We start from the raw sequence: 25,233 nt of genomic DNA, 5'->3' as shown, positions 1-25,233 counted from the left end.
TGTGATCGTGCCGCTTGCGAGCGGACGGCGGCAAGGGAGGCTGCGCCGCGGCTGGCAATCCCATTGACCCCTGCGGAATTCCTCAGTTGCCAGCCGCGCCCTTGCCCCCTTCGCTCTTCGCGGCGGTGGGGTCTGGTCCCGCGGGATCGCGGGAAGAAAACCGAACAGGAAAGGCCGGAACCTGATGGGCGCCGGGAGTGGAATGGAAAAGAGCGATGTCGAGGAACTCAGAAGCGGCGTGCCGTGTGCCGCGGTGCTGGAGCGGGCGGGCTTCGCGGTCGATCGCAAGGAGAGCACGAAACGCGCCATCAAATACCGCCGTGGCGGCGACATCATCATCGTCATCCACGATGGCAAGGGCTGGTTCGATCCGCTGTCTGACGCCAAGGGAGACGTATTCCGCCTGGTCGAGCACCTTGAGGGCGTCCCCTTTGTGGAAGCGCTCGACCATGTGGCGGAGCTGATCGGGTTCGTCCCCAGCGAGCCCGTCTGGCCGAAACTTCCCGACAGCACTCGACCGGACCTTTCTATCCCTGAGCGTTGGCGGGCCCGCCGCAAACCATGGCGCGGCTCCATGACCTGCCGCTATCTCAGCGACGAGCGCCGTCTCCCCGAGACCGTCATCGGCGCGGCAATCCGCCAGGGCCGACTGCGCGAGGGCCCGCGCGGCAGCATGTGGGCCGCGCACACCGATGAGACCAGTGCGGTCACCGGCTGGGAAGAACGTGGGCCAGAGTGGCGGGGATTTGCCACCGGAGGCGCGAAGGTCCTGTTTCGCTTCGGCCGTGACGATGCCGTGCGCTTCTGCGTCACGGAGGCCGCGATCGATGCCATGAGTATGGCGGCGATCGAGCAGGTGCGCCCCGACAGCCTCTATCTGAGCACCGGCGGCGGCTGGGCGCCGGCGACCGAGGCTGCCATTTGGAGGCTGGCGGCGCAGCAGGGCGCGCTTCTCATTGCCGCCACCGACAACAATGTCCAGGGCGACATCTATGCCGACCGGCTCGAGGCGGTCGCGGTGGAGGCGGGGTGCGGTTTCGAGCGGCTGCGCCCTGCGGCCGATGACTGGAACGAGGACCTGCGTGCGGTGAAAGAAGTGGAGAAGGAGAAGAGGAGGGACAAGCAAGCCCGGCTGCCGCATGCCCGCCGGCCGCGTCAAGGGTGAAGCTTCGCCCGGCTGATGCCGGCCCTTGACCCGTCCGGACGGAGAGGCGGCCGCGGGAAGGGGTCAGGAAGGGCTGAAGACGATGGCGAGTCCCGAGAGGATGAGCCGCGCTCCGGCCCGACGAGGCTGAAGGAGCCCCCCTCATGAACCCCACCTCTCCGATCCGCAAGATCTACCAGGGCATCGCCGACCGCCGGCAAATGTTCCGCCTGTTCGACCGTCATGCCCAGCGCCCGAACCGCTGGCAGAACGACGACGGCGCGCTGTTCGCCGGCGAGTGGTTCGAGATCGCCCGGCCCGAACATGATTACATGCTCGACATCCTGCCGCCGCTCTGGATACGCGCGGGCATGTTCGCCATGCGCGAGTTCCTCACCGACAGGGTGACCAGCATCTTCTTCGCGCTGACCATTGACGGCCGCATCCGGTATTTCCACGGCTATTGCGACCTCTTCGACAGGGGCTCGCCCGAGCGCATGCGCGACGCCATCGTCGAGCGCGAGTCTTCGCCGGTGAAGGCGATGACGCATGCAGAGCGCCTCGAGCATATCTGGAGCGCCACACATGACGACTACCGCGGCTATGCCGGCGAGCGCTGGCAGCCCGAGCATCGCGGCAAGCGCACCGTGCTCGTCTACGGCCGGGGCCGGAGCGAGCTCAAGCTGCTCGATCACCTGAGCGACGAGGAGATCGCGGCCAAGCTGCCGGTTCATCTCAGGCACTTGCCCCTCAGGGCAGCGGCGTGAGGGGGAGGCGATGCTCACATTTCCCATCCTTGCGATCCGCAAGGTCATCGATCGCGGCATTGCCGACGCGGCGGCCAATGGCGGGTTCCGCAATCCCTATTACGGGACACGGCCTGGCGAGGGCGAGAAGCCCGGCATCTGGCTGGTCGGCGATCAGGGCGTCTACATCCTATCCAACGGCAAGCTCGCCAAGAACGCCCGCCCCCTCGTCGTCTATTCGGAGCAATGCCGACCCGGTCGGCAATCCCGACTGGTGGCACTACAAGCGCCGGCACTTCGGCGGCGACGACGGCATCGAGTTCATCGAGGTCGAGCGGCTGGTTCCGCTCTTCGACCGGAATCTTCGCGCCACGCATCTCAACGTTGTGCTCACCGAGACCGACATCGCGCTCTCGCTATTCATCCGGTGACCCTTCCCAAAAAACCGCGTCGCCGATCGCCCGGCCGACCTGTTCGGCCGGGGCTCGCGCGCGCCCTCACTTCAGGAAAAATCCCAATGTCCAACGACGATCCCTTCACCATCGATCTGTTCGGGAACACCGCGCTGTCGTCCGGCCTCGGCGTGACGGCCTTTGCGACCGGATTCGACGCGGATCCGGACCACCACGACGATCCGCCGCCAACTGCGCCTGCGCCGGCCGCGCCAGTCGCAACCGCCGCACGTCCGCCGGCCCGGGGCCGGCGAGAACGAGGTCTGAACTTTCATCTCGTCGGCGATCGCGGCCTCGCGCGTGGCTGGAAGGAGCGCGCCCGGGACAGCATCGAAGCGATCCGGCTGGCGGCCGAGATCGAGCAGGAGGAACGGCGCGCCACGCCTGAGGAACAGCAAAGGCTGATCCGTTTCACGGGCTTCGGCGCCTCGGAGCTCGCCAATGGCGTGTTCCGCCGTCCCGGCGAGGACAGTTTCAGGAAGGGCTGGCAGGAGCTCGGCGCCGAGCTGCAGGAGGCCGTCGACGCCGCCGACTATGCCTCGCTGGCGCGCTGCACGCAGTATGCGCATTTCACGCCGGAGTTCATCGTCAGGACGATCTGGGCGGGCTTGCTGCGCCTCGGCTGGCGCGGCGGCCGCCTGCTCGAACCCGGTATCGGCACGGGACTGTTTCCGGCGCTGATGCCGAAAGAACTGCGCGGCGTCTCGCACGTCACCGGCGTCGAGCTCGATCCCGTCACTGCACGCATCGCACGGCTGCTGCAGCCGAGGGCACGGATCGTCACCGGCGATTTCGCCCGCACCGAACTGCCGGCGCGGTTCGACCTGGCCATCGGCAATCCGCCCTTCTCCGATCGCATGGTGCGGTCAGACCGTGCATATCGGGGTCTCGGCCTGCGTCTGCACGACTACTTCATCGTGAAGGCGGTCGATCGACTCAAACCCGGCGGTCTCGCCGCTTTCGTGACCAGCCACGGCACGATGGACAAGGTGGACGGCACCGCGCGCGAGCACATTGCCAAATCCGCCGATCTCATCGCTGCGATCCGTCTGCCCGAGGGCAGCTTTCACGCCGGTGCCGGTACGGACGTCGTGGTCGACATCCTGTTTTTCCGGAAGAGAATGCCCGATGAAGCCGAGGGTGATGTCTCCTGGCTCGATCTCGAGGAGATCCGGCCGGCGACGCTGGAGGAGGGAGCTCTCCGCGTCAATCGCTGGTTCGCGCGCCACCCCGCCTTCGTGCTCGGCGCGCATGCGCTGAGGCGCGGCATCTACGGTTCCGATGAGACCTATACCTCCCTGCCGCGGCCCGCCGGCGATCTCGATGAAGCGCTGACGGCTGCGATCTCCCTTCTTCCGGAAGCGCTTTATGGTGGCGAGCCGGAGGTAATCGACCTCGACGGCGACGACACGCCGGCCGCCGGCGCGCGTTGCGACGACAGGCATGTCCGCGAAGGCAGCTTCTTCGTCGACAACAGGCATGGGCTGATGCAGGTCGTCGACGGCGAGCCCGCACCAGTCAGGGGCCGCAAGGGACGCGCCAGCGACGGCCTCCCGGAGAAGCATGTCCGGATCATCCAGAAACTGATCCCGATCCGCGATGCCGTGCGCGAGGTGCTGAAGAGCCAGGAGCTCGACCGGCCGTGGAAGGAGGCGCAGGTCAGGTTGCGCATCGCCTGGTCGAATTTTGTCCGCGCCTTCGGTCCGATCAACACGACAGTCGTCTCGACCACGGAGGACCCCGACACCGGCGAGGTACGTGAGACGCACCGCCGGCCGAACCTCCAGCCTTTCCTCGACGATCCCGACTGCTGGCTGGTCGCCTCGATCGAGGACTACGACCTCGAATCCGATACCGCGAAGCCGGGTCCGATTTTTACCGAGCGCGTGATTGCGCCGCCGGCGCCGCCGGTGATCACGAGTGCGGCCGATGCGCTCGCCGTGGTCCTCAACGAGCGTGGCCATGTCGATCCCGACCACATTGCCGAGCTTCTGCATCGCGATGTCGACGACGTCATCGCCGAGCTCGGCAGTGCCATCTTTCGCGATCCCGCGGACGGCTCCTGGCAGACGGCCGACGCCTATCTCTCCGGCCCTGTCCGCGACAGCCTGAAGGCTGCAGGGGCGGCCGCGGCGCTCGATCCCGCCTATGAGCGCAACGTCACGGCGCTGCGGGAGGTACAGCCCGCCGATCTCAGCCCCTCCGACATCACCGCGCGGCTCGGCGCGCCCTGGATTCCAGCCGCCGACATCGTCGCCTTCGTGAAGGAGACGATGGGGGCGGAGATCAGGATCCACCACATGCCGGAACTGGCGTCCTGGACCGTCGAGGCTCGCCAGCTCGGCTGGATGGCGGCCGGCACTTCGGAATGGGGCACGGATCGCCGGCATGCCGGGGAGCTGCTCGCCGATGCCTTGAACAGCCGCGTGCCGCAGATCTTCGACACGATCAAGGAGGAGAAAAGCGAGCGCCGCGTTCTCAATGTCGTCGACACCGAGGCGGCGAAGGAGAAGCTGCAGAAGATCAAGACAGCCTTTCAGAGCTGGATCTGGACCGATCCCGACCGCACCGATCGCCTCGCGCGGGTCTATAACGACCGCTTCAACAACATCGTGCCGCGGGCCTTCGACGGCTCGCATCTGAAGCTTCCGGGCGCCTCTGGCGCCTTTGTTCTTTATGACCACCAGAAGCGCGGCATCTGGCGCATCATTTCCGCGGGCGCGACCTATCTCGCCCACGCGGTCGGCGCCGGCAAGACCATGACGATTGCCGCCGCCATCATGGAGCAGCGCCGGCTCGGCCTGATCGCCAAGGCGATGCTCGTCGTGCCCGGTCATTGCCTGGCGCAAGCAGCGCGCGAGTTCCTGGCGCTCTATCCCAACGCCCGTATCCTCGTCGCCGACGAGACCAATTTTGCCAGGGAGAAGCGGCACCGGTTTCTCAGCCGGGCTGCAACGGCCACCTGGGACGCGATCATCATCACCCATTCGGCCTTCCGCTTCATCAGCGTGCCCTCCGCCTTCGAGCTGCAGATGATCCAGGACGAGCTGGAGCTCTACGAGACGCTTCTGACCAAGGTCGAGAGGGACGACCGCGTCTCGCGCAAGCGGCTCGAGCGGCTGAAGGAGGGCCTAAAGGAGCGGCTGGAGGCGCTCTCGACCCGCAAGGACGATCTCCTGACCATCTCGGAGATCGGCGTCGACCAGATCATCGTCGACGAGGCGCAGGAATTCCGAAAACTCTCCTTCGCGACCAACATGTCGACGCTGAAGGGCGTCGACCCGAACGGCTCGCAGCGCGCCTGGGATCTCTATGTAAAGTCCCGCTTCATCGCGACGAAAAACCCGGGCCGGGCGCTCGTGCTCGCCTCCGGCACGCCGATCACCAACACGCTCGGCGAGATGTTTTCGGTCCAGCGTTATCTCGGATACGGCGCGCTGCTCGAACGCGGCCTGCACGAGTTCGACGCCTGGGCCTCGACCTTCGGCGACGTGTCGACCGAGCTCGAGCTTCAGCCCAACGGCAAGTACAAGCCGGTCACACGCTTCGCCACCTTCGTCAACGTGCCGGAACTGATCGCGATGTTCCGGACCTTCGCCGACGTGGTGATGCCGGAGGATCTGCGCCGCTACGTGAAAGTGCCGGCGATCTCGACCGGCAAGCGCCAGATCCTGACGGCGAGGCCGACGCCGGCCTTCAAGCGCTACCAGGTCCTGCTCGACGGGCGCATCAAGGCGATCGAGATGCGCGACCGGCCGCCGGAGCCGGGCGACGACATCCTGCTCTCCGTCATCGCCGACGGGCGTCACGCGGCGATCGACCTGCGCCTGGTCGATTCCGACAACGACAACGAGCCCGACAACAAGCTGAACCTGCTCGTCGGCAACGCCTTCCGCATCTGGAAGGAAACGAAGGCGAACACCTATGTGCGTGGCGACGGCAAGCCGTTCGAGCTTTCCGGCGCCGCGCAGATGATCTTTTCCGACCTCGGCACGATCAGCGTCGAGAAAACCAGAGGTTTTTCGGCCTATCGCTGGATTCGTGACGAGCTGGTCCGCCTAGGCGTTCCGCCCTCCGAGATCGCCTTCATGCAGGATTTCAAGAAGTCGGAGGCCAAGCAGCGCCTATTCGGCGACGTGCGCGCCGGAAAAGTCCGTTTCCTGATCGGCTCCTCCGACACGATGGGAACCGGCGTCAACGCCCAACTGCGGCTGAAGGCGCTGCATCATCTCGATGTCCCGTGGCTGCCGTCACAGATCGAGCAGCGCGAAGGCCGCATCGTGCGCCAGGGCAACCAGCACGACGAGGTCGATATCTTCGCCTATGCGACCGAGGGCTCGCTCGACGCGACCATGTGGCAGAACAACGAGCGCAAGGCCCGTTTCATCGCCGCGGCACTTTCCGGCGATACCTCGATCCGCCGGCTCGAGGACCTCGGCGAAGGCCAGGCCAACCAGTTCGCCATGGCGAAAGCCATCGCCTCCGGCGATCAGCGGCTGATGCAGAAGGCCGGCCTCGAGGCTGACATTGCGCGTCTGGAGCGCTTGCGCGCCGCCCACACCGACGACCAGCACGCCGTCCGCCGGCAGATCCGCGACGCGGAGCGGGACATCGAGTATTCGACTCGGCGTGTCGGCGAAATCGGGCGGGACATCGAGCGCCTCGTGCCGACCAATGGCGATGCCTTCGCCATGACGGTAATGGACAAGGTGCATGACGAGCGCAAACTTGCGGGCCGGGCGTTGATGAAAGAGATCCTGACCCTCGTCCAGCTTCAGCAGGAGGGCGAGACCGTAATCGCCTCGTTCGGCGGCTTCGATCTCGAATATTCCGGTGAGCGCCTTGGCCGCGACGGCTATCGCTACAGCACGGTGCTGATGCGCACCGGCGCAACCCAAGAGATCGAACTGCCGGTGACGGTGACGCCGCTCGGAGCAGTTTCTCGCCTCGAGCACGCGCTGTCCGGTTTCGAGGAAGAGCGGGAGCGCTATCGCCAGCGCCTCGCCGACGCGCGCCGAAGGCTTGCTTCTTACCAGTCGCGCGAGGGCGGCGAATTTGCCTTCGCCGGCGAGCTGGCAGAAAAGCGCCGCCAACTCGCGGAGGTCGACAAGGCGCTGGCGGCGGATGTCGAGGGCATCGGGAATGCCGTCGCCGCCTGACCCTATGCGGCTAGCGACCCGAACAAGGCGAGGTGGCGGCCAGGCCATGGATGGAGGGGCGCCGCCGGCGCTCGGTTACAGGCCAGTATGGAGGGAGGGGAAATTAAGAAGGGAGGGAAAGACCCGCTCGCAGATCGGACGGGCCGCCGACGCTTGCGCTCAACCGCGCCGCTCGCGATCCCGGCCCGTCGTCCTGCGCAGGGCTGAAAGCCCCGCTGGTCCGGCCGGGCAGGGATGCTCGGCCGCAGTTGCACCGCCCGTCCGCTCCGCGGGCCGGGGGATGTCTTCGGGAAGAAGACGAGAAAGGACGGCCGCCGGGCCGGTCCCTAACCCCGAAAGGAGTATCCCCATGCATCTCATCAAGGTCGATCCGCGCGCGCTGAAGGAAAACCCGGACCGCATGCGCCAGACGAAGTCCACGCCGCAGGCCGACGCGCTGCTCTTGGCCACCATCAAGGCCGTCGGCATCGTGCAGCCGCCCGTCATCACGCCTGAGGCCGGCGGCGGCAATGGCTACATCATCAATGCCGGTCACCGTCGCGTGAAGCAGGCGATTGCCGCGGGCCTCGAAGAAATCGAGGTCCTCGTCGACGAGGCGACGAGCGACAATGGCGCCATGCGCTCAATGATCGAGAACGTCGCTTTCGAGCCGCTCAACCCGGTCGATCAGTGGCGGGCCATCGAGCGCCTCGTCGCCCTCGGCTGGACCGAGGAGGCGATCGGCGTCGCGCTTGCTCTCCCCGTGCGCCAGATCAGACAGCTGCGCCTGCTCGCCAATGTGCTGCCGGCGATGCTCGACCAGATGGCCAAGGGTGACATGCCGGACGAGCGTCAGCTGCGCACCATCGCAGCCGCTTCGCTCGAGGAGCAGAAGGAGGTTTGGAAGAAGCACAAGCCGTCCAAGGCCGAACCGCAGGTGTCGTGGTGGAGCGTGGCGCAGGGCCTGACGAAGACCCGGATGTATGCGCGCGATGCGAGCTTCGGCGACGACCTGGCGCAGGCCTATGGCATCGCCTGGGTCGAGGACCTATTCGCGCCGGCCGACGAGGACAGCCGCTACACCACCGACGTCGAGGCCTTCCTCGGCGCCCAGCAGGAGTGGATGGCCAACAACCTGCCGAAGCGGGGAACAATCGTCGAGGCCGGCCAGTGGGGCGAGCCGAAACTGCCGCCCAAGGCCGAACGCGTCTACGGCAAGCCTGCGAAGTCGGATTGCACGGCCATGTATCTCGACCGCGATGGCAAGGTGCAGTCCGTGCATTATCGCATGCCGGAGGCGAAAAAGCCCAAGAAGGGCGAACAGCCTGCTGCCGAGGGTGACGATACTCCGATCGTCGTGAACACCCGTCCCGATGTCACCCGCAAGGGCATCGAGATGATCGGCGACCTGCGCACCGACGCGCTGCACGAGGCGCTCGCCCGCGCCCCGATCGAGGACGACACGCTGATGGCGCTGCTCGTGCTCGCCTTCGCCGGTCAGAACGTGACGGTCGCCTCCGGCACGCGCGACATCTCGTATTATGGGGCGGCAAGCCTCGGGGAACACGCGTCGCGGCTGTTCAATGCGGAGGGCGCGCTCGAGTTCGACATGGACACGCTGCGCGTCGCGGTGCGGTCGCTGCTGATCGACGTGCTCTCCTGCCGGGAGAACAAGTCGAACAGCGGCATCGTCGCCCGCGTGGCCGGCGATGCGATCGGCGCCGACAATTTCCTGGCTAATATGGGTACGGACGAGTTCCTGTCCTGCCTGTCGCGGCCCGCGCTCGAAGGCTCTTGCAAGGACACGCCGGTCCTGCCGCGCCAGAAGGTGAAGGACACCCGCGCCGCACTCGTCGAGCATTTCAGGGAAGGGCGCTTCGTCCATCCGGCCGCACTGTTCGCGCCGGACAAGGCCAGGCTCTCGTCCTGGCTGACCAGCAATGCCGCCAGCGGCGAAGACGAACCCGACGATCAGGTCGAGGATCCGGAGGCCGGTGACGATGTCGGCGGCGCTGAGCTCACCGACGAGGAGCCTTTCCGCGAGGCCGCCGAATAGCGAGCCGGTATTTTCATTCCGATCGCCATTCCGCCGCCGGCTCGTTCCGGCGGCGGTCCTGTTTTCAACAACCAGCACATGGAGGACATGAATGTCCGTGCATCTCATCTTTCAGGCACCGATCGGTTCGCTCATCGCCTGGACCGACGACACTCCTCGCCCGCCGGAACGGCACCACAGGAAGCTGTCTCAATGGCAGACCAGCAACAGCAGGGGATGCCTGATCCGCAAGCAGGGCGAACGGGCCGTCGGCAAGGTCAGCCTGCCGGCGAGCTTCACGCTGCATGAGGCCGATTACGGTTCCGGCGGTGTCATCGCCATCCGCGTTCATCGCACATTCTCAGCTGATTCCCGGCTGCGCTTCACGGTTCTCGAACGCCCGGCCATCGGTGCGGTCCGCGTGCTCGACCGGCCCGGCGAGGACGCCGAGCTCGTCCATCTCGCCAGCGATTGCGCCGATGCCGAGGAATGGCTGACCCGGCACGGCTATCCCAATCCCGTGCTGGATGAGGTCACGGCGGACCAGATTGCAGCCGATCATGTCGAGGGGAGGGCTGCGTGATGGCTTGTGCTCCTGCAAATTCGAATGCCAACTCCATCTCCGGGTTTCCGGAGGTGGAGTTCGGCCGCAGCGCCGACGGCCTCTTCGTCGCCCGCGCCGGCGAGACGGCGTTCGCCATGCTGCCCGCGAGCGACGGGCGGCACTATCTCGCGACCGGCTGGCGCATCCGCCGTCCGATCGCCGAGTGGACACGCTCGGATTTCTACGGGCATTCCGGTGAGCTCACCGACGAGGCGGCGTTCCGGGCGAAGGTCGAGGAGAACGCCGGGCACCAGCGCGAGGCGCGCACGCTCGGACGACGGGAGATCAGGTCCACGGCGAACACGCCCTGGGGACCGTCACAGGGCGCGACCGCCTATGCCGAGGGTGTGGTGTTCCACTCCACGGCGGGTCATGGCGGCTTTCACCTCTCGCCCGAATGCAACGGCAAGGTCCACGCCGGGCTTCGCGCGGCCGATGGATTCTATGAGGAAGACGAGTGTTGGGCGATCGTCGCTTTCAGCTTCCCGCATCTCTTCACGAGCTTTGAGCGCCGTTGTGCGGAACGGACGATGAAGGACAGCTTTCCGGATGCGTGGGAAGCGATCACGGGCAATGTGCTCAAACCCGGCGAATCCTGGAAGAAGGACGAGCACACGTTTCTCGCCGAGCACGCCACCGACTGGATCGTGGTGTCGGCCATCACGTCGGATCACGAGAAGGGTTTCGTGGAGGTCATCGCCACGCCAGGCGGCAAGCGCGGTTCGGAAACCGCGGAGCGGCGCTTTCTCGTTCCGTCGGACGAGTACCGCATCGGGCGCTTCGGCTTCGTCATCGACCCCGAACGCCACCAGGTCTACAACGGGCGATCGAGCTTGGTCGGCTGGCAGGGGAGGCGGGCATCATGACATTGTCGCCCGAGCGCCGCACCGAGCTCTTGCGCATGGAGGAAGCGCGCCGGCAGACACAGCGCCAGCTCGACATGATCGACCGGCAGATCATCCGGCGCATGACGGCGCTGATCCCGCAATTGCGGCCGCGCCAGTCAGAATATCGTCGGGGGAGGGCGCCGGACCCCGGGGCTTTCCTCGAGCGCTATCGGTCACATCTTGCCGCCCTGACCGCGGAACGCCAACCGGAGATCGATGCCCTGTCCCGAAAGCTCGCACGGCAGGATCTCGCGATCGCCGGATTCCTTGAGCGGCATGGCGGTTGTCTCGATGGACGCGCAGCGTGACGATCGGCCTGGCTGCCGCAAGGCAGGCGGGTGCCTCGTTCGGCGGCGGCCAGCCGAATTGTCGGGCACAGGGCGGTTCATCTGGTGGTGACACAGCCGGCACAAGCATAATCACACTGCTGGAGGCGAGATGGTCACGGCAGCCTGTCCTTCCGTTCCCGTGTCGATGGTCAGACCCTTGCCCGGCCTCCCTTCGTTCGGTGTGCGGTCCTAAACCGGCGGCCGTGCGCTTCAAGGCCGCGTTCCGCGCCGCGGGGCGGCCGGTAGAGCCGCTCTCGCCACGGCGGGCCCGCGTCCCGCGCGAGGGCTGGTCAGCCCTGCTTGGACGCAAACCCACCCTGCTCGACCTGGCCCTCCCGGACCCTGAAGCGCCCGTCTTTCCGCCGGTTTTGTCTGGACCGCGCCCGAAGGGAGGGCCGAGCAAGAAGCCGGTCCCCGCCTTCGGCGGAACGACAGGAAAGGAAATCCCATGACCAAGACCGCTCGCACTTCCCGCCAGTCCGCTCGCGTTGTCCCGCTGCGCAAGGGCACCACTCTCGAAATGGTCAGGCTCTGCTGCCCCGACGCCGCCCAGGCCAGCCTCATCTCCGAAAGCTTTGGCCTGCCCGTCCTCGACAGCGACGGCATCCGCGATCTTCACGAAAAGCTCATCATCGAGACGGCCGATGCCTTGGGCGAGGGCCTGGGCGAGAGGGCGATGCAGATCCACCTGCAGCGCATCGTCGGCGCCTATGTCGGCTCCGCCCACGGCGCCGGCCAGTTCTACAGCCGCGCGGTGACGGAAGCCCGCGACGCCACCGCCAAGGCCGCCAACGACGCCCGCGACGAGGACCTCGACGGGCCGGTCGGCTTCGACAGCGCAGCCCAGCGCAAGCGCGAGTTCGCCGCCGACATGGCGCTCCAGTCCCATGCGCTGCGCATGGCGGCCGAGGGCGCGGTCGCCGCCTACGAGCAGGTCGTCGGTGAGAAGTGGAAGCCCTTCGAGCGCCCGGTCGAGAACCCGGGCCAGAGCATTGACCGCAAGGCGGCCGAAATGCAGCTGGCGGCCCTCGGGTAGGCCGCTCACGGGCGAGGCTTCGGCCTCGCCCGATCTGTACTCGTTAAGGACAATCCAGCACGGCGGCGTCAGGCCGATGCGCCTGCACTCGGTTTCGAGGACTGCCAATGCCAGTCGACTGGAAAACCGCGAGCTGACACGGTCCGGTTAGATCAAATTTTTCGAGAACCGCAGCCCACTATGTTCGTACCCGAGCCGTGCATACAAACGATGAGCGTCCTCGCGACGGATACTGGGCTTCACAGTCACGTATTTAGCGCCGCTTTCACGAAGCCAGCTTTCGCCACGCTCTACCAAAAAGGCGCCAATCCCTTGTCCTCGAAAGTCGGAAGAAACAACGAGTGCAACGATCGCCCCTTGCGGGTCGCTTTGGTAAAGCGATGGGGAAATCGAAACACTTATCATCCCTGCGACGAAGCCATTTTCATCAGCCACGAATACGGCGTGATCTGTCCGGCTGTGTATGAGCGCCATCCGTGCCATCATCTCTTCTGACGAGGTCGGATAGCCGAGTTCAGTCACGAGATGCGCTAGCGGCGGGATGTCAGCGGGGTTCGTGTGCCTTATTTCCATCTCGTCTTGCCTACCAATAATTTCCTTTGCCCGCATTTCACCGCGGTTAAGGGGTGGATGTGACGGTGGCGCGACATAGTTCGATGCCGGCTCGGGTCGATTGTAGGTGTTACGACAAAGTGCCACGAACGCCTCGAACGTCCGCAATTTAAACCGATGCGGTAACCGACACGAAGGGCAGAGTTCCTCTCGATCTTAACGTTCCCGGTTCTCTCCGGTTTTCTTCTGCGCGCTCCAGCCTCTCCTCCTGTTGCGAGCGCGGCCGTTAACTGATTGATCTCAGTTTCAATTAGCCGAGTGCACCAATCCTCGCCGGCGTACCCGAAATGCGCCCTACTCCTGAGCCGCGGCGGTTTTTCATCGAGCGGTTCAAGGCGCCCAGCGTGTTCCAGGGTTTCGACGCGAACAGATCGTGGCGATCGCCGGGCTCACATTGGGCCGCGTTCCAATCCCGCTCTCCCGGATGGCTTCCTGGTCCGGCTCCGGATAGTCCACGATCAACCCATAAAGGGTCCGCTACGCGAGCGTGCGGCCGCTTGGCTAAAGCCTGCGCGGTGATCGCGCCCGGAGCCGGACACTGATGGAGCCATCGAGCGGGATTGGCCCGCTCCACAGATGGAGCCCTCCGATGTCGCACAATCTTGAACTCGCTCAAAAGCACGCCTGGAAGCTCGCCCGCACCCTGATGACTACCGTCATCCTCTTCCAGTCCGACGACCAGTATGGCGTCTTGCCCGAGGACGAGCTCGAAGACGCCGACGTTACCCGACTGTTCGAGTACGATCCCTATACGGGCGCGAGGTCGGTTCATTGAACCGGCCTTCGCGCACCACGCCCGCCAGGCAGGGCGCTTTCGCGCCTGTCCGCACTTCGCGCCCCGTCCCGGACGTCGCTCCTGCCGGGCCCGGCGCCGCGCGCAACGGCTTCGCCGTCCTCCACTGTCGTTTCGGCCCTTTCGGGTGCCCGCGCCTCCTGATCGCCCCGGCTGACGGATCGCCGTGACGGGGCCGCGATGGGCGCGGCCTCCAGAATGGAGGTTCAGGAAATGAGCAGGAAAGAAAAAGGATCGCGGGCAGACCTCTACGCGAGGATAACCGAGAAGATCGTCGCCGATCTCGAAAAGGCGTGCGCCCCTGGGTCAAGCCATGGCGTGCGGGTCATCAAAGTGGCAGCGTCACCAGGCCGCTACGCCACAATGGGTTACCTATCAGGGCATAAACACGCTGCTTTTGTGGTCCGAAGCGGTCGCGCAGGGCTTTGTCTCAGCCTACTGGATGACATTCAAGCAATCGGTCGAACTGGGCGGCCATGTCCGCAAGGGCGAAACCGGCGCCACGGTTGTCTACGCCGGCAGTTTTAGCAACACCGAAATCGACGCCAATGGCGACGAGGTCGAGCGCGGCATTCCGTACCTCAAAACCTATACGGTCTTTTGCGCGGACCAGATCGACGAGCTGCCGTCGCATTACTACGCAGCGGCGGAGCCCGCGGCCAGGCCCGTCGAGCGGATTGAACATGCCGATCGCTTCTTCGACAACACCGGCGCGGTGGTGCGCTATGGCGGGGACAAGGCGTTCTACTCGCCATCGTCCGACCATGTGCAGCTGCCCCATCCCGGAAGTTTCAGGGACATGGCGTCTTTTGTCGCTGTCAGGGCACACGAAACCCTGCATTGGACGGCTTCCCCGCATCGATTGAACCGGGATCTCAGCCGCTACCACAAGGATCGCACGGACCGGGCGCGCGAAGAATTGTTGGTGGAGATCGGATCAGCGCTCATTTGCGCTGACCTCGGCATCGTTCCGGAACTGGAGCCGAGGCCGGATCATGCGTCCTACCTTCAAAGCTGGCTGACCGTCCTCGGGTCGGACAGGCGGGCGATCTTTACGGCCGCAGCTCATGCACAGCGTGCCGTCGCCTATCTGCACCGACTGCAGCCGCAGTCAGAGACGATGGGGGAGGCGGCCTGATGCTCCCTTGCGTCCACTTTCGAGATCGAAGCTCTGATTGCGACGGGAACGCCATTCCGATAGGCATTTCCGGCGGCACCAACCAGGCTGCACTGGCAGGAAGTCGCCCGGATTGTCCTTCACCGTGACCCTGTGGCCGAGCCCGAGCGCACCCGCCAATGTTGGGAAGAGCATCTGAGACGGGCAAAGTGGATGACGACAACCGGCTACCGAAAAATCCTCGCTGGCGACCGGGATACCCTGCAGTAAAGCGCCATCATGGCCGCGCCGGCACGGCCACCACGATCGCGCAGCTCTGATCCCTCTTGGCCCTGGCCGCCGCCTCGGCGCACGCTGAGATGCGGATGAAGCTGTCACTGTCCCGCATGGTCACTGAATGGAACGGCTGACCAGAAACGGTCGATCGAAGCGTTTGGCAGCATCGCGCAGCGGGACCGAATCCGCGCACGGGCAGGATAGGCTGTCGCAAGGTCGTGTCGGGCTGGTGCGAGCCCGCCGGCGAGCGACGGAGGCCTGGCTTGATCGCGGACGGTTCCGCACCCCGCCGGCGCGCCTTCCCGATGCGAACGGCTGCATCTGCGTACCGGGATCAGTTCGCCCTTCACCTGGAGGCGTTCGGCACCTCGCCATTCCGCCGAGCGCGTGGCGCATTGCCTTCGGTCTGCTGCGAAGCCGTCGTTCGCCGTCGAGCACAGCCGCCATCGATCAGGCACGGATCGGGAGGTCGCCGGAAGCGATAAGGCCCGCTCCGCGGCGCCCGGCATTGAAGGGGTCGCCGCCGATGGTGCCGGCGGCGATCCCGTCTCCGGTTCTGCTGCCGGTGGATAAAATCCCTCCGAAACGAAATGAGCCCCTAAGTCCGTTCGGTTCCGACCGCAACCCCCGCGGCTCCGGACCGTGTTGGCCCTTCGCGCCTGCCCGCACCACTCCGGGCCTTGGGGGCAAGCCTCGTGCGTTCCGCTCCGGTTGCAGGCGGCTCCCGACGGCCTTGGCCGGGTCTCGTTCGGAGGGACTTCTCCCCCGGACGAGCAAAATGGAGACAGGAAATGACCAACATCGTTCTTCTCGCCGGCAACATCGGCAACGACCCCGAAACCGCGACCACCCGCGGCGGCACCAAGATCACCGACTTCCGGCTCGCAACCTCCCGCTCCCGCCGCGTCGACGGCAAGGTCGTCAAGGGTGGGAACGGCTACGCCGAGCAGGACACTGAGTGGCACCGCGTCAAGTGCTTCAACGGGCTCGCCGAGACGGTGCAGAAGCACTGCGGAAGGGCATGAAGGTCGCGGTCCGCGGACGCACCCACTACACGCAGTGGACCGACAGCGAGGGCGTCGAGCGCTACAGCTCCGAGATCATCGCCGACGGCATCGACTTCCTTGCCTGGCCGAAGCAGCCCGACAGCGCCGGCAGCCAGACCGAGGATCGGGATGAAATTCCTTTCTAAAGCCCGGATCGCACGGCCCCGCCCGCAAGGCGGGGCCCTCTCGCTTGTCCAGACGCCGAGCCGGGATATCAGCCGTTCAGCGCGTCCTTGAATGCTTTCGCCGGCGTGAAGGCCAGCTTCTTTGCAGCGGCGATCTTGATGCTGGCGCCGGTCGAGGGATTGCGGCCCTCGCGTTCCGGCGTCTCCTTCACCTTGAACTTTCCGAACCCGGGCAGGCTGGTCTCTGCACCGCCCTTTGCGGCGTCGACGATCTGTTTGAACACACTCTCCACGATCGCCTTGGCCAGGCTCTGTTCTGCTGCGATCTTGTCTGCGATCTCGTTCGTCGTGGTCATCGGATTGGCCTCTTGTGTCGTTATTGACGGTGCCCATGACAACAAGAGTGCGGTGGAACGAAAGACGTAAAGCGGCTCGCCTGTTCTCAATCCACCGAAAATCCGCCTCTATAGTGAATTTCTTCCTGAAATAGCCGTCTTCCTACCTGGAATCGATATCGCGATAGCCCTTGCGCCGCTTGCTGCGTTCAAGCCGTTCGAACGTATTGTCGGCCTCCTCGATCCTGTCAAAGGTCTGCATCATCGATTGACCCGATGTGCCGATACGTCCCCAATTGCGGATTACGGACGCGCCGCCGAACAGCGTCGGCTGGATCGCGAGCACATAGAAGCGCCGCATGTTCTGCTCGGGTCTATCCGTCGGAGATGAAGCGGTCCGGCGTTTTCGTTCTGCATGGACATGAGTTTCGCTTCCTTCGGAAGCGGCGTCCAACGCATTTCACGAATCGCTTGAGCGGGACCGGTTTATATCATTGATAGCTGGGAGATGTGCTGCCATGAACCGGCGGAGCGTGGCCGTTGACCTCGCCGGATGATCCCATCCTGAAGCGAACGGGCGCGCCGCTCGGCGAGCGGTCGGCTACTCTCGCGCCGCGAACGGCGCTCCCGGAGCCCGCGAACGGTCTCCGCCACCCGGTGACGATCCTCGCGCGGCGCGGCACCGCCGGCGGCTATTTGCGGGGCTGTCTTACGGCTGCCAAGAAAAGCAGGAAACGCCGGCTATTGAATGCCGACATGGCGTTCGGCGGAGCGATGGCTCTCTTTGCCGGCAGAGTGGCGGATAACGAACACCAGTAGTGATGCGGACCTTTCTTAGCGACGGGCAAGGCCCTCGCGCGTCAGCATCTCGCCGATAGAGAGGTTGTCCCGCGCGACAATGCGCGGTTTTTGTCAATCCCTGTCCTCGTCGCGCCGGTTCTCGGGCGATCGCGCGCCTGCCGACGCCAGGGAACCCGAGAAAGTAGGGCAAATACGTTCTGAACCACCGACCAGCTCACCGCTTCCGCACTATCAACGAGCCAAAAGTGTTCTTGCTCGTTCCAAATCCGCTAGCGTATCGACTCCCAATGGTTCTGTCTGGATCACCGTCGCGTCGATCCGCATGCCGTACTCGATAGCTCTGAGCTGCTCAAGGTTCTCTCGGCGCTCCAGAATGCCGCGAGGCAAACTGACGTACTTGGCAAGAGCCTCTCGCCGGTAGGTGTACATGCCAATGTGGTGATAATGCTCTCCGCTACCGGCCGGGATGACCATGCGGCTGAAGTAGACGGCTCGGCCAGTCGTGTCGCCGGGTCGGACAGCCAATGCGATCTTTACGACCTGTGGCGCGTGAAGCTCCAACGGGTCCTCGATCGCAGTAGCCAGAGTTGCGATTTCGCATTCTGCATCACGGGCCAGAGGTGTCAGGGTGGCCTGGATGGTCGCAGGATCGATGGTCGGCAAGTCTCCCTGGAGGACTACGACCACGTCATGCTTCTCGTCGGGATCAACCTCGCACAGCGCCGCGTACGCGCGGTCCGAGCCTGACGGAAGAGCCGGATCGGTCAGAACCGCCCGCCCGCCGACGTCGTTGACAATGTCGGCGATTTGCTGGTCCCCGCAGGCGACGACCACCGGGCCGATATCCGCTTCTACGCCCCTACGCCAGACATGGACGATCATTGGCTCACCATTGATGTCGGTCAGCGCCTTGCCGGGAAGTCTGGTGGAACCGAGCCTCGTTGGGATGATCACAATGGGCCGCAATGAAACTCCCCCTGTCTTCCGGAATTCTTCCATTCGTGGGCAACTTGCCTCCCAGATGGATGATCTGCAATAGATGCCGTCCAGCACGACCGTGCGGCGATGATCGGTTAGGCGAAGATGTCGACCTCTTCGTGCTGGTTGCCCTGTCGGACGATGCGGCCCTCGCGCTGCTCGATCTGCGAGGGGAGCCAGGGCACGCCGAGACGGTGTAGCGCCTTCAACTTACGCCGGTACCCATCGTCTCGGAGGAGCCGATCAGGAAACCTACCTTGCCGGCATGCAGGTAACCGAACAGACGCTGCTTGGTCTCCGACTTCCCTCCGAGGGGGGAGATTTTCCGGACTTTAGGCATCGATCCCAAGCGGCCGGTAGCTTATAGTGCGTCGCAACATTTGATGTTGCAGTGCGGAACTTTCAATTAAAACGGCAGTTCTTTCTGCTTCTAGTAGCGAGCGAGGGCTCGATGAGGCGCTACAGGATTCTGCCGTCGGAATCAGGGCTGTGGTCGGTGATCGATAGCCTGACAGACTTCCCCGCCGAGAGATACGGCCGGCCGCTGACCGGGCTTACCCGGTACGAGGCCGAAGAGGCTGCCGGTAATCTCAGCGAGACTATCCCGCCGTGGTTGGCCAGGGTCAGACATCGCAGACGTTGATCAAGGCTGCCGATTCTACGGATGGTCGGACGCGATGCGCCTCCCACTCTCATCACACCCGATCGCGTGGCCTCTCACCTCGTCCTTCTGGATGAACGCGTCATGGCAGGGGCGCATGTGCTCTTCAGTTCGCTACCAAAAGCGATCCGGAACGCCGCGGTGAAACACCACATCGTTGGCGACCGTGGCCGGAGCTTTCGCCCGTTCCGCCGTCGATGAAGCGCGGAATGCCCGACACCGAAATGGCGCGAGCTCCCGAACCTTCTGCCGATCCTGACACGGGCGATCGACTGCAAACTGATCGAGCAGCACTGTGAGGCGGTGATCAACGATGCGTCAGTCGCGCCAGCTTTGGCGCTTTAGCGCCCGCTATTCCAGGTTCCGACTAGCCCCTCGCCGACGCAGGCCCTCATGTCGGCTCGGCGGAACCAGATGGCCCGCCCGCATCTGAGCGGCGGATTGCCAGCGGTGAAGACGATCTGCTCGTCGGCGCGCATGCGCATCACCTCGTGCGGCAGAATGAGCGGCCGGCGCGCCAGCTGCTTGGAGCGCGTGCGCGACGAACCCGACATCTCCGACGAGCGGCTCAGCTGGTCGACCTCCCACAGTGGTGTCGCGGCAGCGCTTCGAGATGTAGTCGGCGGCCTCTGGATCGTTGATCGCCGCGAACGAAATCCAGGACGCGCTCTCGAAGGCCCTGCGCAACAAGGCCGGCAAGATCGTCTATCGGCTGTGGTCCGGCGAGAAGGCCGAGTTCCTCGATCAGCGCAATCGCTGGCTCGATCTGCAGAACCAGCATCTGGCGCTCGGCGGGTTGGAATCCGCGTCGACGGACGCTCTTATGCGGAGCGCGGGATCGACCTGGTGCCGACGACGCATATCGGGGTCGCGACGAAGGCGATTGACCGGAAGAAAGAGAAGGCCGGCTGGTCTCCGAAGCTCGAACGCATCGAACTGTTAGAGGAGCGCAAAGCCGAGAACCGCAAACGCATCCTGCGCAAGCCGGAGCTCGTGCTCGATGTAGTTTCTTCGGAAAAGAGCGTCTTTACCCACCGCGACATCGCAAAAGTTCTGCATCGCTATGTCGACGATGCCGGCACCTTCCGGCAGCTGATGGCGCGCATCCTGCAAAGCCCGAAGCTGCTGCGCATCGAACGCGAGAATGTGGACTTCACGACCGGAGAGAGGATGCCGGCGCGCTACACGACGAGCGAGCTCATCCGTATCGAGGCCGAGATGGCGCGGCGGGCGATGTGGCTGTCAGAGCGAAGTTCGCATGGCGTTCGTGAAAAGGTGCTGGAGCGCGTCTTCGCGCGGCATGAGCGGCTGTCGGCCGAGCAGAGAACCGCGATCGAGCATGTCGCTAAGCCTGGCGGGATCGCCGCGGTGGTCGGTCGCGCCGGCGCCGGCAAGACCACGATGATGAAGGCCGCGCGCGAGGCCTGGGAACTCGCCGGATACCGCGTGGTGGGCGGCGCGCTTGCCGGCAAGGCGGCCGAGGGTCTGGAGACGGAAGCGGGCATTCCAAGCCGCACGCTGGCGTCATGGGAGCTGCGCTAGAAAGAGGGCAGGGACACCCTCGACGAAAAAACCGTCTTCGTCCTCGACGAGGTCGGCATGATCGCCTCGAAGCAGATGGCGCTGTTCGTCGAAACCGCCGTAAAGGCCGGCGCCAAGCTGGTGCTGGTCGGCGATCCCGAGCAGCTCCAGCCGATCGAGGCAGGTGCTGCGTTCCGGGCGATCGTCGAGCGCATCGGCTATGCCGAGCTCGAGACCATCTGCCGCCAGCGCGAGGAGTGGATGCGCGCGGCCTCCATCGACCTGGCGCGCGGCCGGATCGCCGAGGCGCTCTCCGCCTATCGCCAGCAGGGCAGGGTGCTCGGCTCGGACCTGAAGGCCGAGGCGATCGCCGGCTGATCGCGGACTGGGATCGCGACTATGATCCGGCGAAGACCTCGCTGATCCTGGCGCATCTGCTCCGCGACGTGCGCATGCTCAATGTGATGGCGCGCGAGAAGCTCGTCGAACGCGGCCTCGTCGGCGAGGGACTTGTGTTCCAAACCGAGGACGGTGTGCGCAAATTCGACGTCGGCGACCAGATCGTTTTCCTGAAGAACGACAGCGCGCTCGGTGTGAAGAACGGCATGATCGGCAAGGTCGTGGAGGCCGCGCCAAACCGGATCGCCGCCAAAATCGGCGAGGGCGACCAACGCCGTCAGGTCACCGTCGATCAGCACCTCTATCGCAATCTCGACCATGGCTATGCCACCACGATCCACAAAGCCCAAGGCGCTACCGTTGATCGGGTGAAGGTGCTCGCTTCCCTGTCACTTGATCGGCACCTGACCTATGTCGTGATGACCCGCCATCGCGAGGATATGGCGCTCTATTACGGGCGCCGCGCCCTCGGCACCCACGGCGGGCTGATCAAAATTCTGTCCCGGCGCAACGCCAAGGAAAGCACGCTTGATTACGAGCGCGGGACGCTCTACCGCCAGGCGCTCCGCTTTGCCGAAAACCGCGGCCTCAATATCGTTCGCGTCGCACGCACGCTTCTCCGCGACCGCGTCGCCTGGACGATCCGGCAGAAGCAAAAGCTCGCCGATCTGGCGCTGCGTCTGCGCGGCCTCGGCGAGCGTCTCGGCCTTTTCAATTCCCGTCAGACACAAAGCCCGAAAGAGGCCGCAGCGATGGTCGCCGGCGTCACCCTGTTCGCCAAATCGATCAAGGACACGGTCGAGGAGAAGCTGCGCGCCGATCCCGCCGTCTCGAAACAATGGGAGGAGGTGTCGACCCGCTTCCGCTACGTCTTCGCCGATCCGGAGAACGCGTTCCGCGCGATGGATTTCGACGCGGTGTTGTCCGATCCGGCCGCGGCGAAGGCGACGCTGCAGCGCCTCGTCGCTGAGCCGGCAGCACTCGGTCCACTCAAGGGCAGGACCGGTCTTCTTGCCGGCAAGGCCGATCGCGAGGTCCGGCGCGTCGCCGAGATCAATGTCCCGGCGCTGAAGCGCGACATCGAGCGCTATCTCGGTCTGCGCGAGGCGGCGGTGCAAAAGCTCGAGGCGGAGGAGCAGGCCATGCGCCGCCGCGTCTCGTATTCGCGACCGGTCAATGCCTTGCTCGCGTCGGCATCTAGCCCACACAGGACTAGCCCGCCTACAATCCGAGTGGAGGCTTTATGCAGACAGAGCGTACCAGGATCGATGCCTTCGGGGACCTCCTGTTTGCACTGCAATTCCCCTGTGAGCCTGAAGGACCACGCGTGAAAAAAGCCTGATCGAGCGACCACCCAGGTCGGACAGATCGACGTACTACATTTATCTCCGGCCGACGTGGAGCGGCTTTCGCATGGGTCGGATTGATCGAAGAATCTCCGAGCACGGCTCCTAAGACACCTAGTGGCGAGACGGCAGACATCCAAACAGATAGGTAATCCAATTAGAATACCGTTCCGTTAGGCTTGCGTTACGTCGCCATCGACGTTAAGTTTGATCGGCGCCGTGCGACGGCATAAGGATGGAGCGACTCGTGTCCGAACCAAGTTTTGTCAGGCTCGCGCTGAAAAAGCGACAAGCTTCGATCACGTTACGACTTCGTTGGGATAGATCGCCCCGTACTTGCAGCGCTGTCGTCAGAAGGCTTCCGGTGGCAGGGCAGGTATGGCACGCAAAATGGGCGAACAATGAGATTTATACGTTGCTTCCAGTGGATCAGGAAGTGTTCTCGCCAGAATGGATATCCGCATACCCAGCGCCTGGCGATCTCATGTATTTGCCAATCGACCCTACGCCTAGCCGTCCGATAGGTGCTCCGGACCTAGATTCTAGCAAAGGGCTAATAGACGTCGCCTACTTCTATGACAGGGGCACCAACCTCCTTGTAGGCCCATCCGGTGCCCATACTGGCAACATATTTGCCACAGCAATCAACCCTGCCGAAGTCGAAGAGTTTGCGAAAGTTTGCACCGACGTATGGTTCTCGGGCGCCGTGGGAGAGCAGCTAGTGTTGGAAGTGGCTAGTTAAAAACCGGCCAAGCGTTTTCACATCGAATGCGATCTCGCAACAAACGATGGGCGGACACGCGGGTGCTCGAAACCAGCCAATATTTCAGGTTCCGAGGAGGTGGATGGCGTAACACTGGCATCGTCCGGGTGTCGGGGTTCGCGCTCTTAGGTCAACAAGTGGCTGACCGGCTGACCCTATGGGGAACAAAACGCTTCCGGCCTGGTCTGCCCGAGATTTTTAAATCAGCGGCGGCATATACCGATAACTAAAGCTGCAAGCGGCCTTTTATGAGGTCCGCAGCTCTCTCGGCGACCGCTATCGCGGTCGCATTCATGCCTCCAGAAATTGGGCTCGGAAGCAACGAATTGTCGACAATTCTCAAGCCTGACACGCCCTGCACCCGTAAGGAGGTGTCAGTGACACTGCTGTCATCTACGCCTATCCGACACGTACCAGCATAGTGAGCAGCAGTGGATCCGAAACGACGTGCAAAGTCATATAGCGCCTCGTCTGTCTCAATATCTCGCCCCGGTCTGGTCTCACCGACGCTCCACCGCTTTAGAGAGTCCATCTCGAAAATCTTCCTGGCAGTGCGTATTCCGACGAGCATGCGCGCCCAGTCGGAGGCAGCGCTGAGGTAGTTAGGCGTTATTGCCGGCCTCTCCATCGGATCCGCGGACTTTGCGAGCACACTACCGGTACTGTCGGGGCAGGTAAGAAGCACTCCTGTGGTCATCCCTCCCTCTCTTTCCAGAACCCCGGGAACAGTAGAAGAGAAGCTCACCGGAGCGAACATAATCATTAAGTCTGCGAACCGCGCGTCAACAGAGCTCTTACAATAAAGCGCAGCCATGCTCGCCCCTAGCGTAAGTAATCCGCGATTTAGACCGATATATTTAACGCTTTCCATTGCGATTGACAGAAAATTATTCATCTCGTTTATGGTCAAAACGCCCTTGGTTCGATGCGATATCCTAACGAGGAACTGGTCTTTCAGATTCATGCCAACGTTTGGCGAAGCATGAACGACTGACACGCCAATACGCTGGAGGTGGTCTGGGTCTCCAACTCCGCTCAGTTGCAGTAGGTGAGGTGATCGTAAAGTGCCGCACGAAACTACGAGTTCGCGTCGGATACGGACGCGAACGAGCTTACCGTTTTTAGAATATTCAACCCCTTCGACCTTCTTCCCGCTGAACACAATGCGAGAACAAACTGCATCGGTCTCAACTCTGAGTCGTCGGCCCTTCCTAATGGCTGGACGCAAGTACGCCGATGCGGTGCTATCTCGAAAGCGGCCGCGACGGTTTTGTTGAAATAGGCTGGCACCTTCGCGATTCGCAGCATTCATGTCGGGTACTTCCGAAAAACCCGCCTCCTTGGCCGCCTTTACGAAATCCCTTGCAAGCGGGTGCACCGTCCTAAACGGCGAGACACTTACGGGGCCACTGCTACCGCGATGTGGGGAAGGCGCGCCTTGAAAGGTTTCTGCTTTGCGAAAATATGGTAAGAGGGACGAATAATCCCATCCAGTGCAACCTAGCTCCTCAGCCATCCAATCATATTCTGCGGATTGGCCGCGAGCAAATAATATGCCGTTGATTGAACTGCTACCTCCTAAACCGCGGCCTGCGGGCCATGTGATTTCACGGTCCATAGTACGAGGTTCACGTTCAGTGGCATACATCCAGTTATACCTTTGATCCTTCAAAAGGTAAAAGTAGCCGGCTGGTATGTGTACCAATGGGTTCGAGTCTTTAGGGCCAGCCTCCAAAAGCAAGACGCTGGTATCATCCTCCGCCAATCGAGATGCCACAACGCTCCCGGCAGACCCTGCCCCAACTACACAAAAATCAGTGTCAAAATCCCAAGATGCCATCATCGAACCCTTACGCAGGCGATTTTGGGGAACGCTATTCCAACTGGGAACTCGCGTCAAATTGATACGAAAGCGCGTCTCTCTCGGACATGCGGTTTGCCCGCGAATTGGACCGGCTCATCACCGAGCGCGGCCGGCCGAGGATGATCGTCAGCGACAATGGCAGCGAGTTCACCTCGAACGTCATCCTCTCCTGGGCGGATCAGAACCGCGTCGAATGGCATTACATTGCGCCCGGCAAGCCGATGC

The 25,233-nt window shown here is 63.7% G+C and carries 15 protein-coding genes and 6 pseudogenes; 15 read left to right on the top strand and 6 right to left on the bottom strand.

The genetic code is table 11. From position 1 onward, the window contains the following. Positions 1-202: 202 nt before the first annotated feature. The 9 genes and pseudogenes from EN786_RS34600 (at position 203) to EN786_RS34560 (ending at position 12,371) form a co-directional block, all read left to right on the top strand. On the top strand, positions 203-1,165 hold the full coding sequence (locus tag EN786_RS34600; RefSeq protein ID WP_135909779.1) for a DUF3991 and toprim domain-containing protein: 963 nt from the start codon (positions 203-205) through the stop codon (positions 1,163-1,165). A gap of 143 nt (positions 1,166-1,308) precedes the next feature. After that, positions 1,309-1,911 carry a DUF1419 domain-containing protein gene (locus EN786_RS34595; protein WP_135909777.1) on the top strand — a complete coding sequence of 201 codons (603 nt, stop codon included), beginning with the start codon at positions 1,309-1,311 and terminating at the stop codon, positions 1,909-1,911. Positions 1,912-1,921: 10 nt separating this feature from the next. Then, positions 1,922-2,321: pseudogene (locus tag EN786_RS34590) on the top strand (DUF3085 domain-containing protein). An 86-nt stretch (positions 2,322-2,407) separates the two neighbouring features. Next, a complete protein-coding gene (locus tag EN786_RS34585; RefSeq protein ID WP_135909775.1) occupies positions 2,408-7,501 on the top strand; it encodes an N-6 DNA methylase in 5,094 nt (1,697 codons plus the stop codon). Between the two features lie 349 nt (positions 7,502-7,850). After that, complete coding sequence (locus EN786_RS34580) at positions 7,851-9,536, top strand: ParB N-terminal domain-containing protein (protein ID WP_135909773.1); 1,686 nt, start codon at positions 7,851-7,853, stop codon at positions 9,534-9,536. A 91-nt stretch (positions 9,537-9,627) separates the two neighbouring features. Further along, positions 9,628-10,098: a hypothetical protein gene (locus tag EN786_RS34575; protein WP_135909771.1), complete on the top strand. Its 471-nt coding sequence runs from the start codon at positions 9,628-9,630 to the stop codon at positions 10,096-10,098. Beyond that, positions 10,098-10,985: a hypothetical protein gene (locus tag EN786_RS34570; protein WP_135909769.1), complete on the top strand. Its 888-nt coding sequence runs from the start codon at positions 10,098-10,100 to the stop codon at positions 10,983-10,985. The genes EN786_RS34575 and EN786_RS34570 overlap by 1 nt, the downstream gene beginning before the upstream one ends. After that, entirely contained in the window at positions 10,982-11,314 is a 333-nt protein-coding gene (locus EN786_RS34565) for a hypothetical protein (protein WP_135909767.1), read from the top strand. The genes EN786_RS34570 and EN786_RS34565 overlap by 4 nt, the downstream gene beginning before the upstream one ends. A 469-nt stretch (positions 11,315-11,783) precedes the next feature. Further along, positions 11,784-12,371, top strand: coding sequence for a hypothetical protein (locus EN786_RS34560; protein ID WP_135909765.1), 588 nt, complete (start codon positions 11,784-11,786; stop codon positions 12,369-12,371). Positions 12,372-12,518: 147 nt separating this feature from the next. On the opposite strand, the gene EN786_RS34555 is transcribed toward EN786_RS34560, so the two are convergent. Beyond that, positions 12,519-12,980 (bottom strand): GNAT family N-acetyltransferase, encoded by a 462-nt coding sequence (locus EN786_RS34555; RefSeq protein WP_135909763.1) that lies wholly within the window; start codon positions 12,978-12,980, stop codon positions 12,519-12,521. Positions 12,981-13,572: 592 nt separating this feature from the next. On the opposite strand from EN786_RS34555, the gene EN786_RS34550 reads away from it, so the two are divergent. From EN786_RS34550 to EN786_RS39570, 3 genes and pseudogenes are all read left to right on the top strand, one after another. Further along, a complete protein-coding gene (locus EN786_RS34550) occupies positions 13,573-13,758 on the top strand; it encodes a hypothetical protein (RefSeq protein ID WP_127211672.1) in 186 nt (61 codons plus the stop codon). Positions 13,759-13,989: 231 nt separating this feature from the next. Then, positions 13,990-14,914 (top strand): annotated as a pseudogene (locus EN786_RS34545) (zincin-like metallopeptidase domain-containing protein). A 1,046-nt stretch (positions 14,915-15,960) separates the two neighbouring features. Then, positions 15,961-16,361, top strand: a pseudogene (locus EN786_RS39570) (single-stranded DNA-binding protein). 68 nt (positions 16,362-16,429) lie between these two features. Here the strand turns inward: EN786_RS39570 and EN786_RS34535 are convergent. Continuing rightward, positions 16,430-16,696 (bottom strand): HU family DNA-binding protein, encoded by a 267-nt coding sequence (locus tag EN786_RS34535; RefSeq protein WP_135909761.1) that lies wholly within the window; start codon positions 16,694-16,696, stop codon positions 16,430-16,432. A gap of 142 nt (positions 16,697-16,838) precedes the next feature. Beyond that, entirely contained in the window at positions 16,839-17,036 is a 198-nt protein-coding gene (locus tag EN786_RS34530; protein ID WP_348642265.1) for a WGR domain-containing protein, read from the bottom strand. 179 nt (positions 17,037-17,215) lie between these two features. Here EN786_RS34530 and EN786_RS34525 point away from each other — a divergent pair, with 179 nt between their 5' ends. After that, a complete protein-coding gene (locus EN786_RS34525; protein WP_135909759.1) occupies positions 17,216-17,494 on the top strand; it encodes a hypothetical protein in 279 nt (92 codons plus the stop codon). 213 nt (positions 17,495-17,707) lie between these two features. Here the strand turns inward: EN786_RS34525 and EN786_RS34520 are convergent, their stop codons facing one another. Beyond that, positions 17,708-18,475 carry a 3-deoxy-manno-octulosonate cytidylyltransferase gene (locus EN786_RS34520; RefSeq protein WP_135909757.1) on the bottom strand — a complete coding sequence of 256 codons (768 nt, stop codon included), beginning with the start codon at positions 18,473-18,475 and terminating at the stop codon, positions 17,708-17,710. Between the two features lie 981 nt (positions 18,476-19,456). Then, positions 19,457-19,796, bottom strand: a pseudogene (locus EN786_RS34515) (type IV secretory system conjugative DNA transfer family protein); the annotation flags it as partial. Between EN786_RS34515 and traA the strand changes: the two are divergent. Beyond that, positions 19,789-22,195: pseudogene (traA, locus tag EN786_RS34510) on the top strand (Ti-type conjugative transfer relaxase TraA); the annotation flags it as partial. The pseudogenes EN786_RS34515 and traA overlap by 8 nt on opposite strands. 1,175 nt (positions 22,196-23,370) lie before the next feature. Here traA and EN786_RS39385 read toward each other — a convergent pair. Beyond that, positions 23,371-24,984: a GMC family oxidoreductase N-terminal domain-containing protein gene (locus EN786_RS39385; protein ID WP_189524352.1), complete on the bottom strand. Its 1,614-nt coding sequence runs from the start codon at positions 24,982-24,984 to the stop codon at positions 23,371-23,373. A 77-nt stretch (positions 24,985-25,061) separates the two neighbouring features. On the opposite strand from EN786_RS39385, the pseudogene EN786_RS34495 reads away from it, so the two are divergent. After that, positions 25,062-25,233 (top strand): annotated as a pseudogene (locus EN786_RS34495) (DDE-type integrase/transposase/recombinase); the annotation flags it as partial.

It is taken from the genome of Mesorhizobium sp. M4B.F.Ca.ET.143.01.1.1 (assembly GCF_004792275.1).
In the GTDB taxonomy this organism is placed as follows: Bacteria; Pseudomonadota; Alphaproteobacteria; order Rhizobiales; family Rhizobiaceae; genus Mesorhizobium; species Mesorhizobium abyssinicae.
This window is presented reverse-complemented; position numbering and strand designations above follow the sequence as displayed.